Raw genomic sequence first — 18,349 nt, forward strand, 5'->3', positions numbered from 1 at the left:
TGATTTACCGTTCCGGGCCCTGGCCGCCTTGGCGCAGCGCCTTGAGGCGGTAGACGGCGTCGAGCGCGGCGCGCGGGCTCAAATCGTCTGGCTTCAAGTCGTCGACTGCCTTCTCGAGAGCCGTGGGGCCGGAGGGCTCGGGCGAAGTCATCGGCCGGCTTACCGCAAACAGAGGCAGCTCGTCGAGACCGCCGTTGCGCGCGTTCTTGCGGCTGTCGGCTTTTTCGAGCAGCGCTAGCACCTCTCGGGCCCGGCCGACCACCCGCTCCGGGAGGCCGGCCAGCTTGGCCACCTGGATGCCATAGGAGCGGTCGGCCGCCCCCGGCTTGACCTTGTGGAGGAAGACGATCTCGTCGTGCCATTCGCGCACGTCGACAGTTACGCTGGCAACGCCGTCGAGGCGGCGAGCGAGCGCGGTCAGCTCGTGATAATGAGTGGCGAAAAGCGCGCGCGACTTCAGCACGTCGTGCAGGAATTCGACCGTAGCCCAAGCGATCGACAAGCCATCGAAAGTCGCGGTGCCGCGGCCGATCTCGTCCAGAATGACGAGGGAGCGATCGCTCGCCTGATTGAGGATGGCCGCCGTCTCCACCATCTCGACCATGAAGGTCGACCGCCCGCGAGCTAAATCATCGGATGCGCCGACGCGGCTGAACAGGCGATCGAGCGCGCCGATCCTCGCGCTGCGCGCCGGCACGAACGAGCCCATCTGCGCCAACACCGCGATGAGCGCGTTCTGGCGCAGGAACGTCGACTTGCCGGCCATGTTGGGACCGGTGACGAGCCAGATGCGCCCATCGGCCGTCTCCTCGCCGTCACCTTGGCGGCGGTCCGCGCCGGCGCCGAGCACGCAATCGTTCTCGATAAAGGCGCCCGCCTTCGCCGCCCTCAGGGCCTGCTCGACGACCGGGTGCCGGCCGCCACGAATTTCGAACGCCTGGCTGTCGTCGACAACAGGGCGCGTGTAGCTCTCCGTGCGCGCCAGCTCGGCAAGCCCGGCTGTGGCATCGAGCTCGGCGAGCGCGGCGGCGATGCGGCCGAGAGCCCCGGCCTCGCGCTCGATCGCGGCTGCCAGCTCGGCAAATACTTCCTGCTCGAGGTTGAGGGCCCGCTCCGTTGCCGAGGCGATACGCCCCTCAATATCGGCGAGCTCGGCCGTCGAGAAACGCACTGCATTGGCCATCGTCTGGCGGTGACGGAATTCACTCGACAGCGGCCCTTCGAGCAGCGGTTTGGCGTTGCCCTGCGTCACCTCGATGTAGAAGCCGAGGATGTTGTTGTGGCGCACCTTCAGCGATTTGACGCCGGTGCGCTCGACGTACCTTGCCTCGAGGCCGGCCATGACGCCGCGACCGTCCTCCTTGAGGCGACGTGCCTCGTCGAGCTCAGCTCGATAGCCTTGCCGCACGAAGCCGCCATCGCGCCTCAGGTGCGGCGGGTCATCGACGAGGGCTGCGGCCAGCGCGTCGTGCAGCTTTGGCCGCACCGCACGCAGCTCGTCGGCAATGCGCGCCAATTCCTCCGGCAAGCCCATGGTGGAGGCCTCACCGGCCAGCAGGGCGGCGCAACCCTGCGCGCAGGAAAGGCCGTCGCGCACGGCGGCCAGGTCGCGCGGCCCTCCGCGCCCGAAGCCGAGTCGCGAGATGGCGCGCGCGATGTCGGGCGATAATCTCAGTGCGGCACGCAGATCGCTGCGCAGGCGCTCCGCATCGATGAGGAAGCCGACGGCGTCGAGCCGGCGGTCGATGCGGGCGATCTCGCGCAGCGGGCTCGCCAGCCGGCCGGCCAGCTCGCGCGCGCCAGGGCCGGTCACGGTTCGGTCGATGGCGGCAAGAAGGCTGCCCTGCTTTTCACCCGCCACCGAGCGCACCAGCTCCAGGCTGGCGCGGCTGGCCGCATCGATCAGCAGAATTGCATCGGAGCCGAAGCGTTTGGGTGGCCGCAGCGCGGGCGCCCGGCCCATCTGCGTCAGCTCGACGTACTTGAGTGCGGCGCCGATCGCCGCCAGCTCCGGCCGGGTAAAGGCGCCGAAGCCGCCGAGCTCGGCGACCTTCAATTGTTTCTTGAGGCTCGCCTCTCCCGCGAGGCTGTCGAAATAGGCTCCAGGCACCGGTGTTGCCGCGGCGCCGACGCGCGCGATCCATCCGCGGACATCGGCGTCGCCGAGCAGCACATCGGAAACGATCACCTCGCCCGGCGCCAGGCGTGCCAACTCGCCCGGCAAATCGGCGCCCGAGATCTCGCCGACCTCGAGCTCGCCTGTCGAAATCTCGATCGACGCCAACGCCAGAATGGCATTTGGCTCGAGGGTTGCACTCGATACTTGGCCGCCGGCGCGGAACAGCGCAGTGAGATAGTTACGGGTCTTGGCATCGAGGAGCGTGTCCTCGGTGAGCGTGCCCGGGGTCACGAGGCGCACGACGTCGCGTTTGACGACGGCCTTTGAGCCGCGCTTCTTCGCCTCGGCCGGATCCTCGAGCTGCTCGGCGACCGCGACGCGGTGCCCGGCCCTGATCAGCCGCTGCAGGTATTCGTCGGCGCGATGGATTGGTACCCCGCACATCGGGATATCCTGCCCAAGGTGCTTTCCACGCTTGGTGAGCACAATGCCGAGCGTTGCCGAGGCCGCCACGGCATCGTCGAAGAACAGCTCATAGAAATCCCCCATCCGGTACCACAGCAGGCAGTCCGGATTGGCGGCCTTGATCTCCAGGAACTGCGCCATGGACGGAGAAGCCTCGTCTGCCGGCACGGCGACGGCGGCAGACGGCGCCGGAGGTGCAGCCGCCCATGCCGCGTCCGCGGCTCGCTCCTCGCCGCCCGCATCGGCCGGGTCGTGCATAGGCACCGGCGGCTTCACTCGCGTCCGTTTGCCCGCCATCGGCGGTCGTCCCCCACTGCAAAGGCCCCGCCCAGCGGCGGTCTGCAACGATAACGGGCCTCCCCCAGCGGTCAAACGCGCCACCGCGGTTGTTCACCGACCGGCTGGCGGGAGGCCAAGCGATTGTTTCGACGCCCTCACAAGCCTATGTTGCGCCACTTTTCAACCGGACAGCCCACCTCATGACCACCGCCCGAAGCTCAAAAGCCACCCAGGCCCGTTTCACCGACCAGGAAGCGCTGCAGTTCCATGCGCAGGGAAAGCCTGGCAAGCTCGAGATCACGCCCACCAAGCCTTTGGCCACGCAGCGCGACCTGTCGCTGGCGTACTCACCGGGCGTCGCCGTGCCCGTGCACGCGATCGCGCAAAACCCCGCTACCGCCTACGACTACACCAACAAGGGCAACCTGGTCGCCGTGGTCTCCAACGGCACCGCCATCCTCGGCCTCGGTAATCTCGGCGCGCTGGCCGCCAAGCCGGTGATGGAGGGGAAGGGCGCGCTGTTCAAGCGCTTTGCCGACATCGACGCCATCGACCTGTTGGTCGATACCGAGGACCCCGACCAGTTCATCAACTCGGTGCGCTATCTCGGCCCGTCGTTCGGCGGCATCAATCTCGAGGACGTTCGCGCCCCCGACTGCTTCATCATCGAGCAGCGGTTGAAAGAGCTGCTCGACATCCCGGTGTTCCACGATGACCAGCACGGAACCGCGATCATCGCAGCAGCCGGCCTCATCAACGCCGCCGAGCTTACCGGGCGCGAGCTCAAGAACTGCAAGCTCGTCGTCAACGGCGCCGGCGCGGCCGGCATCGCCTGCCTGGAACTGGTCGTGGCGCTCGGCATCCCCAAGCAAAACGTGATCCTGTGCGACACCAAGGGCGTCGTCTACCAGGGTCGCAAGGAAGGCATGAACCAGTGGAAGTCGGCGTACGCCGCCAAGACCAAGGCGCGCACGCTGGCGCAGGCATTGGAAGGCGCCGACGCGCTGTTCGGTCTTTCCGTCAAGGGTGCCGTGACGCAGGACATGGTGCGCGCCATGGCCGATAAGCCGATCATCTTCGCCATGGCCAACCCCGATCCGGAGATCACGCCCGAGGACGTCCTCGCCGTGCGCGATGACGCCATCGTAGCCACCGGCCGCTCCGACTACCCGAACCAGATCAACAACGTCCTAGGCTTCCCCTTTATCTTCCGCGGCGCCCTCGACGTGCAGGCCTCGACCATCAACGAGGCGATGAAGATCGCCGCTGCCGAGGCGCTCGCCGACCTTGCCCGAGCCGAGGTGCCCGACCAGGTCGCTGCCGCCTTCCACGGCCGGCGCCCGACGTTCGGACCCGAGTACATCATTCCAGCCCCCTTCGATCCGCGCCTCATCGTCAATGTCCCCACCGCGGTGGCCAAGGCGGCGATGGATTCGGGCGTTGCGCGCAAGCCGATCGTCGACATGGATGCCTATGTCGCACAGCTGGAGGGCCGTCTCGATCCATTGGCCGGCTGGCTGCAATCGACGTTCAGCGCCGTGCGCTCCGATCCCAAGCGGGTGGTCTTCGCCGAAGGCGAGGAGCCGGCCGTCATCCGCGCCGCGCACAGTTACTTTTCACAAGGCTTTGGCGTGCCGATCCTCATCGGATCGACGGACGTGGTGCGCGAACAATTCCGCGCGCTGGGCATGGTCCTGCGCCCCGAATACGAAATCCTCGATACGCGCAAGAACCCGTATATGGAGGAATTCTCGGCCTACCTCTATGCCCGCCTGCAGCGCCGCGGATACCTCAAGCGCGACTGCCAACGGCTTGTCGCCAATGAACGCAACGTTTTCGGGATGCTGATGGTCGCGCACGGACATGCCGACGCGCTCGTCTCCGGCGTCACGCGCAACTGGACGAGCGTCTACGACGATGTCCAGCGCGTTATAGATGCGGAGCCGGGGCGCAACGTCATCGGCGTCTCGCTGGCGCTGCTGCGCGGCCGCGCCGTGCTCATCGCCGACACCAGCGTGCACGACATGCCGACGGCCGAGGAGCTTGCCGACATCGCCACGGAAGCCGCGCGTGCGGCGCGCAATTTCGGCATCGAGCCGCGAGTGGCCCTGCTCGCCTACTCGACCTTCGGCCAGCCACGCGGCGAGCGCTCGGACCAGATGCGCGAGGCCGTGGCAATCCTCGATGAGCGCCAGGTCGATTTCGAATACGACGGCGACATGGCGGCGGACGTCGCACTCAACCGCGACCTGATGCGCCATTATCCGTTCTGCCGGTTGTCCGACACGGCCAACGTGCTGGTCATGCCGGCGTTCCACGCCGCCTCGATTTCCACCAACATGCTTAAGGAGCTGGGCGGCGCAACCGTGATCGGGCCGATCCTCGTCGGCCTCTCGCGATCGGTGCAGATCTGCGGTTTCGGTGCCAAGGACAGCGACGTCGTCAACATGGCGGCAATCGCCGCCTACGATGCCGGGCGCCGAGGATAGCGGTCAATCGCTGGCCAGGATGAGGTTGCGCACGAGCGGATAGATCTGGCCGTCCCACTTGCGCCCGCTGAATACGCCGTAGTGACCGACGCCGACCTGCATGTGGTGCCGCTTCATGTGCGGGCGCAGCCCGGTGCACAGGTCATGCGCAGCCGCCGTCTGCCCAAGCGCACAAATATCGTCGCGCTCGCCTTCGACCGTCAGCAGCGCCGTTTTGCGGATGGCCTTTAGCTCGACCGGTTGGCCTTTGTAGGTAAGCTCACCCTTGGGCAGGCGCGCCTCCTGGAACACCCAGCTCACGGTCTCGAGATAAAACTCGGCCGCCAAATCGAGCACGGCGAAATATTCGTCGTAGAAGGTCTTGATGACTTGCGCCTTCTCGTGATCACCATTGCGCAAGTGCTCGTACAGCTCCTGGTGCGCGTTGTAGTGCCGGTTGATGTTCATCGACACGAAGGCGGTTAGCTGCACGAAACCGGGATAGACCATGCGTCGCGCGCCCGGGTACTTCCACGGCACGCGGGCGATCAAATTGCGCTCGAACCAACCAATCGGCTTGCTGGTCGCCAGCCTGTTGACCTTCGTCGGGTTGACCCGCGTGTCGATGGGACCGGCCATCAGCGTCATGCTGCTTGGCTGCGCGGCGTTGCCATCGGCGGCCATCACGGCCACAGCGGCCAGCGCCTGCACGCACGGCTGACACACGGCGACGAGGTGTGCTCCCGGGCCAAGCTTCTCGAGGAAGCGTATGACATAGGCAACGTAGTCATCGAAGCCGAAGGCGCCGGCCTCCATGCTTACGTCGCGGGCGTTGTGCCAATCGGTGATGTAGACGTCATGGTCGGGCAGCAACGTGCGCACGGTATTGCGCAGCAGCGTGGCGAAGTGACCGGACAGCGGCGCCACTACGAGCACGCGCGGCTGCTCGACGTCGACATCCTTCTTGAACCGGAGCAGCGTCCCGAAGGGAAGCGTCAGGACTGGCTCCTCGGTGACCTCGACCTCGCGGTCGCCGACCATGACGGCGGGGATGCCGTACTCGGGCCGCGCATGCGTCAGGCCGGCACGGGCGAGGAGCTCGTAGGCGGCCGAGAGGTTGCGGATAAGCGGGACGTTGTTCTGGGTCCCCAAGGCCCCAAGCATGGCCAGCGACGAGCGCGCAATCGACTTGGCCGGCTCAACCATGTCGGAGTGGGCTTGATAGGCGAGATAGAGCATTTAGTCTCATCAGAGGTCGAGCCACAGGCCGACCGGATCTTGTCAGTAGCCTATTGTGCGGTGCACAAACGCTAGTGCATCCTCGGCTTGGCGGCGAGCGTTTTTTTGCAACAGCAGTGATCCAGGCGAGGCCGGCCCGCTCTTCAAGGATAGGCAGAATGGCAACAGCGGTACTCACCATAAGCAGCAAGAACTACTCGTCGTGGTCGCTGCGCGGCTGGCTGCTCTGCAAAATGGCGGGGCTCGAGTTTCACGAGGAGGTCATGTCGTCGGACGACCCCTCGACACGGGCCGAGCTGCTGCTGCTCTCCCCTTCGTTCCTGGTGCCATGCCTGGTGCACAACGGCATCAAGGTCTGGGATACCCTGGCCATTGCCGAGTATCTGGCCGAAATCCGCCCCGAGGCGGGGCTGCTGCCCAAGGATGTCGCCGCCCGCGCCCACTGCCGCGCCATCGCCGGCGAGATGCACTCCGGCTTCCATAATCTGCGCTCGGCGCTGCCCATGAACCTCAAGGCGCACTATCCCGGCTATTCCGTTTGGTCGGGCGCGCAAGGCGACGTCGAGCGTGTATGCGCCATCTGGCGCGAGTGCCTCGACACCTACGGCGGGCCGTATCTGTTCGGCGGGCTTACGATGGCCGATGCCATGTACGCGCCGGTATGCACGCGCTTCCTCACCTACGATGTCGAACTGGACAGCGACTGTGCCGGATACTGCAAGACAGTCGCCGAATGGCCGGCGATGATCGAGTGGACAGAGGCCGCCATGCTCGAGCCGGAGGAACTCGAGGAGCTCGACGTAGAATTCTGACGCGGATCGGGCGTTCAAGGGCTTAGGCGGGAAACCTTTCCCGGCCCGACCATTCGCCACATGCGGCTTTTGCGCTTCGCAAAGATGCGGGCGCGCGCTGTCCTCCACTGCAGCAATAAGGATTGGCACCTTTCGCCGCACACGGCGGCCGGGTCATTGCCGCGTCGCATTCGTTAATTATGTTTTAACGACAGCCCCAATTCAGCTCGCTTCACCGCGTAAGATGCAAATGCAATCGGAGCGAAACGGGATGATTGAGCAAATTCTGATGCACGCCAGCTGAATTGGTTTGCAGTTAACCCTTCTTTTCCGTTAATTAAGAACTCATTAACAGTGGGGTAATTCAGTGCTGTTTCGAGTTGCAGATAAGCGGACGCGTCAGGTCGCAAGCCCGAGCGAGCCGGGGTTCTTGACGGCCCGGGTAGACGACTATCATGTGCGGCGCAAAGTCGAGCTCTGGCAGGGCCGCCATCCTCTGCAGGGGCGCACGCCCCGCCCCGGGGACATCAAGGTCCGCAGCAACGACTACCTCTGCCTCGCCGGCCACCCCCACGTCATCGAAAGCGAGATCGCGGCATTGCGTGCCGGCGGCCACGGCGATGCCGTCTCCCGCGTATGGGTGCACCACGAGCGCGACATCACGCGCGAATTCGAGCAGCGCGTCGCCGCGCTCATGCGGGCCGAGGACTGCGTCGTCTGCGCGTCGGGCTACACGGCGAACGTTGGCCTCATTCAGTCGTTCGCCACGCGTGGCGCCCCCGTATTTCTCGACATGAAGGCGCACATATCGCTGCATGAAGGCGTCGTCAGCGCCGGTGCAAGGCCGGTGTTGTTCCGCCACAACGATCCCCAATCGCTCGACCGCATGCTGGCGCAAAATGGCCCCGGCCTAGTTTGCGTCGATGCGCTCTACAGCACCGATGGTGACCTCGCGCCGCTCGCGGAACTCGTCGAGGTGTGCGAGCGTCACGGCGCCGCCCTGGTCGTTGACGAAACTCATTCCTTCGGCGCCCAGGGGCCCGATGGCGCCGGTCTCGTCGTCGCCGCCGGGCTCGCTGAGCGCGTGCACTTCCGCACGGTTGGACTTTCCAAGGCGGTGGCGAGCCGCGGCGGTCTCGTCGTCTCGTCGCGCCGCAATATCGAGTATTTCCGCTACGAGGCGCTGCCGACGATCTTCAGCACCTCCGTCATGCAGCATGAAGTCGCCGGTTTCGATGCCGTGCTCGACATCTTCGAGCGCGAGGACTGGCGCCGCGACAAGCTGCATGCCAACCACGCCTATTTGAAACAGGGCCTCGACGCGCTCGGCTACAACGTATCCGCCTCGAAGACGCAGATCATCGCGCTCGAGCCGGGCGACATCCGGCAGGCAACGACGCTGCGCGATGCGTTGGAGAAGCGCGGCGTGTTCGGTGCGATCTTCTTTCCACCCGCAACGCCCGACAAGCGCTGCATCATCCGCTTCACCGTGAACTGCGGCCTGAGCCGACGCGAGCTCGACCGCATCCTCGAAGTCTGCGACGAGATCCGTGAAGAAGTGGGCATGGCCGAGTGGCGCTCGACCAAGCGCAAGCCGGCTTCGCAGGCGAATCCCCTGGAAGTCGCGCCCAAGAGCGGCAACGCGCAGCGGCGCCTAGGCCGCAGTCGCATTCTCAATGGCTGGCTGCACAACGGGCAATTCGATGGTAAAGCAGGTGCCGACATTCACCTTCGAGCGGCACGAAATCGTACCGCCGGCGTCCTCAATAATCATCCGGCAGAATGACAGGCCGAGTCCGGTGCCGACACCGGGCCGCTGCGCCGAGACGAAGGGGATGAACACGTAGTTCAGTATCTCCGGCGGGATGCCTTCGCCCGTGTCGGTGATCACGATGCTGTTCGTCTCGGCGCCGCGCCTCAGCTCGATCGACAAATAGTTGTCGTTGCCGTCACGCGCCTCGATGGCCCGCAGGCCATTCTTCAGCAGATTGAACAGCACGTGAGTCATCAGCAGGTCCGAGCCGCGGAACTGAAAATCTTCCCGCACATCCGTGCGCACGATGTCGCGCTGGTTGGGCTTGAAGCTGTAGCGCTCCAGCGCCATCGATACGATCTTGCTCATGTTGTGCAGCTCGGCCGTCGGTGCGCCGCGGTGATGCTGCGCGACGTTGGTCAGCAGCAGGTCGATGACCGAGTTCGCCGAGGTGATGTGCTGGCGCACGCGCCTATGCGAAGCAGCGAGCTTGTCACGAATTGGGGACTCGGGGAGCCGCGCCAGGAGGCGCTCACAGCCATCGGCTTCGAAGCGGATGCCGGTCAGCGGCGTGCGGCACTCGTGCGCCACCTGGCTCGCCAACGAGGCCGCAGCCTTGAGCTTCTCGCGCGCGATGACGTTGTCGCCATAGGCGAGGCCGAGGAAGCCGGTGAGCGCGAAGGTGAGGATCGGAAGCGTGAGTAGGTAGCCTTCGGGAATGGGCGCACCTCCGGTCACCAGGAGAAAGGCCCCGACGGCAGCAAGCGAGCCGACGACCAGCACGACGATCGCGTTGACGAGGTCATACAGCAGCACGACGTAGATCAGCGCCGCTAGCGTCGACATCTCCCACGTCACGCTGCCGTTGTTCAACAACAGCATCAACGTGAAGAAGAACGGCAAGCTGTAGAGAAACGTAAAGTACGAAAACGGCACGATGTAGCGGCGCCAGGCAACGGGCCACCACTGCGTCAGCGCCAGAGCAAGGCACAGCCCCGTGCCGATGGCGCGCAGCGTGATGCTCTCGTATGGCTGCGGCAGGACATAGGTCCAAACAAAGTAAAAGATGGGGAACCCGAGAACGCCGATGATCGCCGCGGCGCGGATCTTCCGCTGGGCGTGGGCGTGATACTCGATGTAGCGCCGCGCCAGCTCGTTCATCCAGCGCACCACAAGGAATGGACGGGGCCGCGGCTCGCTGCGGGCTATAATGACGCTCGCACGAGGCTTTAAGGAAAAGCGTTCGGACAATTGAAACATTTAAACTTTTAACCGTCGCCGTACCGGATCCGATACGAAACCGTAGTACGAAAGGTCCTTACGGAAAGTGCACTCAGCCGGCAAGGGCTTAAAGGTATCATGACGCCGTTTTACCACCCCACTTCAATCCTCGTTTTGGACGATGATCCGCTTTTTCTAGAAAGCCTGGATTTTCAGTTTAGCGAGGAAGTGTCGTGCCAGACGTTTACGCGTCCCGATGCCGCGCTCGAGCACTTGCGCGCCCAGGCTGGGCAGCACCCTAACTTCGCGCGCTACTTCAGGGACGTCTCGGACATGGACCTGGGATCGGAGGTGCGCTTCGGCGACCGCCTCCTGCGCTTGCAGCTTTCGGAGTTGCGCTCGGTGATCGAGGATCGTGCGCGCCAGCAGCGCGTTTCGGTCGCCATCGTCGACTACGACATGCCGAAGATGACCGGCGTCGAGTTCTGCCGCGCAATCCGTGATCTGCCGGTGAAGACCATCCTGCTTACCGGCAAGGCCGGGCTCGAGACTGCGATCTCCGCCTTCAATGAAGGCGTCATCGACTGCTTCCTGCAAAAGCAGGATGCCAGCGTCACCTTTGCTCTGCGCCGCGAAATCAAACGCCTACAGGACGAGTACTTCGCCGAGATCTCCGCCCCCATCAACAGCGCGCTGGCACTGCAGAAGCCGTGTTTCTTCTCCGACCCGAGCTTCACCGAGCTGCTCAAGGACGTCATGGAGAAGAACGGGATCATCGAGCACTATGTGTGCGCGGCGCCGCCTGGCGTGATGATGCGCGATGCCGAGGGCAACGAGTCCTTTCTTCTGGTCTCCGATGTCGAGGCCATAAACAGTCAATGCGAGGCCGCGGAGAGCTACAGCGCGCCGGCCGACATGGTGCAGCTCTTGCGTACCCGCAAGGCGCAGGCCTGGTTTCCCACCCAGGAGGGCCTCTATCATCCCGACTTCGAGGCGAGCTGGGCGCGTTTCATCTGGCCGGCGCAGCTGCTGCCTGGCTCCGGGGCCTGGAGCTACAGCTTCATCCGTCACGAGCACCCGGCGGAAGAGCCGCTGCGCAGTCAAAGCGCCTGAGGTCGCGGCCGAGCCTTAATTGAACTGCCATAACTGCCCCACGCCTCGTGAACACCCATCCTCGATCTGCGGATTTGCATAGACTTCCCGAGGCGATTCGGCGGGCGGGGGATCCATGGTCGGATCGTGGGCGCGGCGAGGCAGGGCACCGCGCCACCGTCTCAACAGAACAATACGAAATTACACTCGGGGTTAAGTATTTCTACGATGACGCGCGCTGAGGTCACGCTGCGGTTGAGCCGGCGTTTGGCTCTGTAGTCAGCTGAGACGGCGATTAACTCCTCGCTAAACCCTCCCAAGAGTCGCAGGGGCGGTTAGGAATGTAGAGACCAACGCTGACGTAGAGTTGCCCAAACGCTGCGGCGACGTCAGGAAGGCCACACGTGAGTCAGAGTGCGCTCAAGCTTGCCCTGGGTAAGCCGCGGCAAGAAAGCCTGCGCGGCGAGGCGGCTTCCGAGCCGTTCTCGACCGAGGAGGTGGCGCACCTGCAGGCCACTCTCGAACAGCAGCTCGGCGCGGTTTTGCAGCGCAACGAGAAGCTCGAGCAGCTCAATGCCTGCTTCGAGGCGGCCCTCAATCACATGGGCCGCGGCCTGTCGATGTTCGATAGCGAGCAACGTCTCGTCGTCTGCAACAAGGCCTATGCCGACATCTATCACCTGCCGCCGGGACTGACGCGCCCCGGCACGCCCTTTGTCGAGATCCTGCGCTATCACATGCGGCGCGTGATGGGCGAGGAGACTTCAGGCGAGGCGGCGACTGAGTGGATCAAGAAACACGTGGCCCGTTTGCAGCAGTCGGGCCATTTGGACGAGATCCAGAACCTCACCGATGGTCGCATCATTCGCGTCACCTACCAGCCACTGGCCGGTGGCGGATGGGTCGACATGCAGGAAGACATCACTGCGCAGCGTCAATCCGACGAAAAGATCGAATGGCTGGCGCGCCACGATACGCTGACCGAGATTCCCAATCGGTTCCACTTCCGCGAACAGCTGGAGCATCAGTTCGAGAGCTACGATCCGCGCCAGGGATTTGCGCTGCTGTGGCTCGATCTCGACCACTTCAAGGAGATCAACGATCGCCTCGGGCATCTCGTCGGCGACGGCCTCTTGAAGAGCGTCGCGGCCCGCCTCAAGGACTGCCTACGTGCCGGCGATGTCGTCGGGCGATTGGGCGGCGACGAGTTCGCGATTCTACAGGTAGGCGTCGATCGCGAAGACCTTGCCGACAGCCTTGCGCGCCGCATCCTGCAGAACATCCGCCGCCCGCATGACGTTTTCGGGCACTGCCTGCATACCGAAGCGAGCATCGGCGTCGCGCTGGCGCCGCACCACGGACAAACCCCCGAGCAGCTGTTCGCTTGCGCCGACATGGCGCTGTATCGCGCCAAGTCCATGGGCCGCGGCGTGCATGCCATCTACGCCCCCGGCTCGGTCGACACGGCCTCGGAGGCGCAGAACCCGTTGCGCTCTGAGCTGCAGCAGGCAGTCGAGCGCTCCGAGCTGGTGCTCCACTATCAGCCGATCGTCGACTTGCGCGAGGGAAAGGTCTCGAGCTTCGAGGCGCTGATGCGCTGGAAGCATCCGAGCCGCGGCATGATCCCGCCATCGGAGTTCATTCCGATTGCCGAGGAGACGCGCCTCATTGTGCGCATGGGCAGCTGGGCGCTGCGGCAAGCCTGCACCGACGCCAAGGAATGGCCGGAATCGACAAAGGTGGCGGTCAACTTGTCTGCGGTCCAGATAGAGTGCTGCGACGTCTACGAAATCGTCACCGAGGTGCTGCACGAGACGGGCCTCGAGCCGCAGCGCCTACAGCTCGAGATCACCGAGACCGTCCTGATGCGCGATCAGGCGCGCACGCAGGAGGTGCTACGCAAGCTGCACGATCTCGGCGTTCTCATCACGCTCGACGACTTCGGAACCTGCTTCGCCACGCTCAACTACCTGCGCAGCTTCCCGTTCAAGAAGATCAAAATCGACCGTAGCTTCGTGCGTGACATTCCCGAGCACCACGATTGCGTCGCCATCGTCAAATCGGTCGCCGATCTGGCGCGGGAGCTGAACATGCGTTCGGTTGCGGAGGGTGTCGAGACTGCGGCCAGCCTCGCCGCCGTCCGGGCTGCAGGATACAGCGAGGCGCAGGGCTTCTACTTCAGCCCGCCTGTGCGCGCGAGCGGCATAAAGCGCGCCGTCAAGCAGTGCACATTGCGCCTGGCCGCGCTCGATTCGGCAATCGCCGGAAGCAAAGACAACAGCCGCGAGAATAGCTCCGACTAGACGTGCTCAGGCGTCCACGGCAACGCGGCTCTTCACCTCGCTGGGCGTGCCGAAGTGCTCGAAGTAGCGCGGGTCGATCTTTTCCACGGGCAGAATGATCAGCACGTCGGTGGTGCCGAATTGCCGGTCGATGACTGCCCCATCGCCGACGAAAGCCCCGAGGCGCAGATATCCTTTGATCAAAGGTGGTAACGCCTTCAAGGCCGCCTTGGAGTCGACCTTATCGCGCGGCACCCGGTCCATGCTGACGTGCAGTCGGCTGTGCGCGCGGCAACGCCACTCGGCGGGCGCCAGGGCGTTGTGGTGCAGAAAGCTGAGCGCCATGGCATGCAGATCAGGATCGGTACCGGGTAGGCTCGCACACCCGATCATGACGTCGACCTTGTGTTCGCGAACGTACGTCCAGAGCCCATGCCAAAGCAGCTCGACGGTGCGCTTGTTGCGATACGGCTCGAGGACGCAGGAGCGGCCGAGCTCCATGAAGCGGTGGTGAGGCTTGGCGCCAATGAGCGGTGCGATATCGTATTCGCTCTGCGTATAGAACCCGAGCGTGCGCTCGGCCACCTCCTGCCGCAGCACCCGATAGGTCCCGACGACCTTCTGCCGGCGCAGGCCGCCCCACGACTCGTTGACGGCAGTCGCCGCCTCGTCGACGACGAGAAGATGATCGCACACGGCATCGTATGGGTCCTCGTCGCGGCGCCGCAGCTCGGCTCGCAGCGTCGGCACGGCCGACATCTCCTCGTAGAAGACTTTGTAGCGCAGCCGCTGCGCGAGCTTGATGTCGCGCCACCGGCGCGTCAGGCGCACCTCGAGGTTGCCGATCTTGCCGTAGACCTTGTCCGGCTTGCGCAGCGGGAAGGCAGCGCCGCTCGCATCGCGCAGAGCGCGCAAGGCTAAGAGGCCGCCGGGGACCGCTTGCCACTTGGGGCTGCGTGCCAACCGGCTGGCCATCCGCCGCGCCGCATACTTCATCGCTCCGTCTCTCCCCTGCCTATACGGCTATCATACGGTGCCCACAGCGCCCCTTGAAGCGGCTCGCACCGCCCCCGCGCACCAGCTTCGCTACGGCTTTTTTTCCCAACGGCCGCGGGTGGATATCACGCTTCCATGACAGACTTTTTACTGTCGGCCAATGGGCTGCGGGCAACTTACACGCAGCAAAAGCGCATGGGATTGCGGGCTCTCGATGGCGGCGTTCAGGCGGCCGCGTCGGCGTCCCCGCCCGGGCGGCGGCCAAACCAGCGCATCAGCACGGTCTCGAGGCTCGCCTTGTCGAACGGCTTGGCCAGATAGTCGTCCATCCCGGCGTCCAGATAGCGCTGCCTATCCTCGGCAAAGGCGTTGGCGGTCAGCGCGACGATCGGCGGCGCGGCAATGCAGCGGGGAGCTCTGGCGTAAAGCTCTTTGATTGCCCGCGCCGCCTCTATTCCGTCCAGCTGCGGCATGAAGATGTCCATCAGGACGAGGTCAACGCCGCACACCTCGCCCTCCAGCGCGCGACGCACCACCGCAACGGCATCGGCGCCGTTGGTCACTGCGACGTAGTCACAACCGCATTTCTCCAGCACGCGCTTGGCCAGCAGCGAGTTGATCTCGTTGTCCTCGGCCAGCAGCACGCGACGAGGCGATATTCCGCCGAGCGCCGGCTGCGGCGGACTACCGAGAGCGTCAGGGCGTTCCACGGCCGAGGGGCTTTCGGAGCCCCGCAGCCCCAATTGCATCAACATCGAAGCCGGGCGCACCGGCCTCACGAGGTAGGCATCGAAGCCGGCGGCGCGAAACTCCGAGAGGCTGGCGCGCGCCAGCACATTGACGAGCACGATACCCCTGACATTGGCCTGACGATTGAGCTGCCGCGCCTTGGCGAGCAGGCCGCCGGCGGCTGCCGGCCCTTCCGCGCCATCGACGACCAGCCGATCGATGGGCGCGCCTTCGCTCGAGGCGGATTCCAGGGCAGTTGCGGCTGCGGCGAAGCTCGTCTCCAAGGCAGCGATACCTGCAGACGAGAGCGCTTCGCTCAACGCGCGCCGCTCCAACGACCGGTCGAAGGCCAATAGCACGCGCCCGGAATCGGAGAGGATTGCTGGTTCGGAGCTATCTGCGAGCGCGACGGGCTGCAGGACGATGTCGGCCGTAAATCTCGACCCCTTTCCCGGCTCGCTGTCGACGCGAATCTCGCCACCCATGGCGCGCGCCAGCTGCATAGAGATGGCCAAGCCTAGTCCGGTGCCACCGTTGCGGCGGCGGATGGCCGTCTCGGCCTGCTCGAACTCAGTGAAGAGACCTCGCATGTCCTCCGGGGTAAGGCCGATGCCGGTATCCTCGACCACGATTGCGATCTTCGTACCGCCGCCTGCAGTTGGCGCTTCGGCCTCCGTAACCTTCACGCTCACACCGCCCGTGTCGGTAAACTTCACGGCGTTGGAGAGGAGGTTGAGGAGAATCTGGCGCACCCGCGCCTCATCGCCAAGAACCACGCGCGGAAGCCGTGAGCTCATCGACCAGGCGATCTCCAGGCCCTTCTCGTGCGCGCGCGGCGCCAATAGCTCCACGGCTCCCTGGATACACGTCTCGAGCGCAAACGGCGCCTCGCTCAGCTCCAGCTTTCCGGCCTCGATCTTGGAGAAGTCGAGGATCTCGTCGATCAGCGCCAACAGTGTGCGCGCCGATTGATCGATGGCGCGCGCGTAAGTCTGCTGCTCGGGAGTTTGCGGTGTCTCGAGCAGAAGGCTTGCCATGCCGAGGATGCCATTCATGGGGGTGCGGATCTCGTGGCTCATGGCGGCTAGGAAGCGCCCCTTGGCGCGATTGGCGGCCTCGGCCTGATCGCGCGCCTCGGCCAGTTGCGTCTCGGCCCGGCGCTGCTCGGTGACGTCGCGACCGACGCTCTGCACCTCGAAATGGCCCCCGCTCGCGGCGGCTACCAGATGCTCCTCCCACTCGATCCAGCGCGGACCGGAAGCGGTGAACGCGTGCTGTACGAAGCGCTGGTGACGGACATCGTCGGCGACGGAGAGCGGCTCGATACCGCTTTCCTCGCACACCTCGACCACGAACGGCTTGCCCAGCACCTCATCGGCCGATACGGCGAACATGTCGAGAAATGCCTTGTTGGCAAAAGTCAGGTTGCCGAGCTCATCACGCCGAACGATCGCGTCCTCTTGCGTGTCGAGCAGCGCACGATAGCGCGACTCGTTCTCACTCAACTCCCACTGCACATCCTGCAGCCGCTCGAGTCGACGCTCGATACGCGCGCCCACATGCTCAAGCTGGTCGGCTCCCGGGCGGGCAGCAGCCGTGAACGCGAGATACAGCGAAATGAGCGTGAAGCCAACGCCGAGGGCGACAAAGACTTGCAGGGCCGTCAGCGGACCGGGAAGCAGAGCGAAAGCGACAACGAGACACGCCAGGCCGACCAGCAGCATCAAAAGCGACAATTTCACCGATGCGGTAGACGCGCCGACCTCGCGTGCACGCTGAAGGCTCAACTGAAGCTCGGCCAGGCGCTCCGCAACACCGGCGGATAATCGACGCAACTTCTCGCCTCCCGCATGCGCAGCACCCGGCGCGACCGAGGAATGCAAATTCTTGTCGCTCACGCCAATAGCACCCGCTACGCAACGCACGAAATCCGCGGCCGAGGCAACCATACGGGCGTTTCGAAACGCTGAAGCGGGTTGGTTAACGGTGGTGGGCAGCTAGCGTTGCCGCGGGCCCTCGTCGAGCCGGCGTGCATCCTCGAGGCGCATGCGCGGGATGCCATCTCTGATCGGGAAAGCAAGCCCGGCCGCACGGCTGATGAGCTCTTGTGCCGCAGCGTCGTATTCGAGGTTCGTCTTGGTCACCGGGCAGACGAGTATCTCGAGGAGCTTGGGATCGACCTTCTGGTTGGGAGCATGGGACATTTGTTCCCTCGCTGCCTACTGCAGCGTCGTGCCGCTGCTGCCGCTGGAGGCCAGCTCCATTTCGGCCAGCGCAACGAGCACGTCCGCCCGGCATTTGAGGTCCTCCGCCTCCAGCAGCGCCTGCTTTTCCTCGGGGCCGTACGGACACATGACGCACAGCGCATTGATGAGGAACTCGCTCGACGCGCGCTGGATGGCGGCCCAATCGGCCTCGAGCTTGTTGGCATCGAGATAGGAACGCAAGACCCGCAGCAGGTTGGTTCGATCAACCTGCTCTTCGCCGAGCCCCTCGCTGAGGTCCGTGGCGTAGCGGTCGTAGCTGACGCTCATCACGCGGTAAGGAAGATCGGTCACCGCCTCATCGAGCACATCGTAGCGCGCAACGCCGGTGAGCGTGATCATGCGGCGCGCGTGGTCGACCTCCTGATAGCTCGTGACGCGCCCCACGCATCCGACACTGCGTAGACCGACCGGACCGCGGGGGCTTTCCTCATCCTCGGCCGTGTCACTGATTGCCGGCTGAATGATACCGATCAGACGGTCGCCCGCCATCACGTCGTCGAGCATTTCGAGATAGCGGGGCTCGAACACGTTGAGCGGCAACGTCGCGCGCGGCAGGAGAATGGCACCGCGCAACGGAAAGACGGGAATGCGTGGCGGAAGGTCTGCCGGACGCCGGTAGCGATCGGTCGGGGACACGGGCCGTAAATC

11 protein-coding genes and 1 pseudogene are annotated in these 18,349 nt (G+C 64.7%); 5 read left to right on the forward strand and 7 right to left on the reverse strand.

The genetic code is table 11. The features are described from left to right. Positions 1-4: 4 nt before the first annotated feature. Positions 5-2,725, reverse strand: a complete 2,721-nt coding sequence (gene mutS / locus F9K20_RS09640) for a DNA mismatch repair protein MutS (protein WP_291000597.1) — start codon at positions 2,723-2,725, stop codon at positions 5-7. A 338-nt stretch (positions 2,726-3,063) separates the two neighbouring features. Between mutS and F9K20_RS09645 the strand changes: the two genes are divergently transcribed. Continuing rightward, positions 3,064-5,352 carry an NADP-dependent malic enzyme gene (locus F9K20_RS09645; RefSeq protein WP_291000524.1) on the forward strand — a complete coding sequence of 763 codons (2,289 nt, stop codon included), beginning with the start codon at positions 3,064-3,066 and terminating at the stop codon, positions 5,350-5,352. 3 nt (positions 5,353-5,355) lie between these two features. Here F9K20_RS09645 and F9K20_RS09650 read toward each other — a convergent pair whose 3' ends face one another. Beyond that, positions 5,356-6,570 carry a polyhydroxyalkanoate depolymerase gene (locus F9K20_RS09650; protein WP_291000527.1) on the reverse strand — a complete coding sequence of 405 codons (1,215 nt, stop codon included), beginning with the start codon at positions 6,568-6,570 and terminating at the stop codon, positions 5,356-5,358. Between the two features lie 158 nt (positions 6,571-6,728). Here F9K20_RS09650 and F9K20_RS09655 point away from each other — a divergent pair, with 158 nt between their 5' ends. Next, positions 6,729-7,382, forward strand: coding sequence for a glutathione S-transferase family protein (locus F9K20_RS09655; RefSeq protein ID WP_291000530.1), 654 nt, complete (start codon positions 6,729-6,731; stop codon positions 7,380-7,382). Positions 7,383-7,728: 346 nt separating this feature from the next. Beyond that, positions 7,729-8,934, forward strand: a pseudogene (gene cqsA / locus F9K20_RS09660) (alpha-hydroxyketone-type quorum-sensing autoinducer synthase); the annotation flags it as partial. Between the two features lie 81 nt (positions 8,935-9,015). On the opposite strand, the gene F9K20_RS09665 reads toward cqsA, so the two are convergent. Further along, a complete protein-coding gene (locus tag F9K20_RS09665; protein ID WP_291000533.1) occupies positions 9,016-10,275 on the reverse strand; it encodes a HAMP domain-containing sensor histidine kinase in 1,260 nt (419 codons plus the stop codon). 198 nt (positions 10,276-10,473) lie between these two features. Here F9K20_RS09665 and F9K20_RS09670 point away from each other — a divergent pair, with 198 nt between their 5' ends. Both F9K20_RS09670 and F9K20_RS09675 read left to right on the forward strand, forming a co-directional pair. Continuing rightward, positions 10,474-11,448: a response regulator gene (locus F9K20_RS09670; RefSeq protein WP_291000536.1), complete on the forward strand. Its 975-nt coding sequence runs from the start codon at positions 10,474-10,476 to the stop codon at positions 11,446-11,448. Positions 11,449-11,831: 383 nt separating this feature from the next. Next, a complete protein-coding gene (locus F9K20_RS09675) occupies positions 11,832-13,730 on the forward strand; it encodes an EAL domain-containing protein (RefSeq protein ID WP_291000539.1) in 1,899 nt (632 codons plus the stop codon). Between the two features lie 6 nt (positions 13,731-13,736). On the opposite strand, the gene F9K20_RS09680 is transcribed toward F9K20_RS09675, so the two are convergent. From F9K20_RS09680 to F9K20_RS09695, 4 genes are all read right to left on the reverse strand, one after another. Next, on the reverse strand, positions 13,737-14,705 hold the full coding sequence (locus F9K20_RS09680) for a GNAT family N-acyltransferase (protein WP_291000542.1): 969 nt from the start codon (positions 14,703-14,705) through the stop codon (positions 13,737-13,739). A gap of 224 nt (positions 14,706-14,929) precedes the next feature. After that, positions 14,930-17,332, reverse strand: coding sequence for an ATP-binding protein (locus tag F9K20_RS09685; protein WP_291000545.1), 2,403 nt, complete (start codon positions 17,330-17,332; stop codon positions 14,930-14,932). 99 nt (positions 17,333-17,431) lie between these two features. Continuing rightward, positions 17,432-17,638 (reverse strand): Trm112 family protein, encoded by a 207-nt coding sequence (locus tag F9K20_RS09690; RefSeq protein WP_291000548.1) that lies wholly within the window; start codon positions 17,636-17,638, stop codon positions 17,432-17,434. Positions 17,639-17,653: 15 nt separating this feature from the next. Further along, positions 17,654-18,337 carry an LON peptidase substrate-binding domain-containing protein gene (locus tag F9K20_RS09695; protein ID WP_291000551.1) on the reverse strand — a complete coding sequence of 228 codons (684 nt, stop codon included), beginning with the start codon at positions 18,335-18,337 and terminating at the stop codon, positions 17,654-17,656. Positions 18,338-18,349 lie beyond the last annotated feature (12 nt).

This window comes from Hyphomicrobium sp., assembly GCF_009026145.1.
GTDB lineage: Bacteria > Pseudomonadota > Alphaproteobacteria > Rhizobiales > Hyphomicrobiaceae > Hyphomicrobium_A.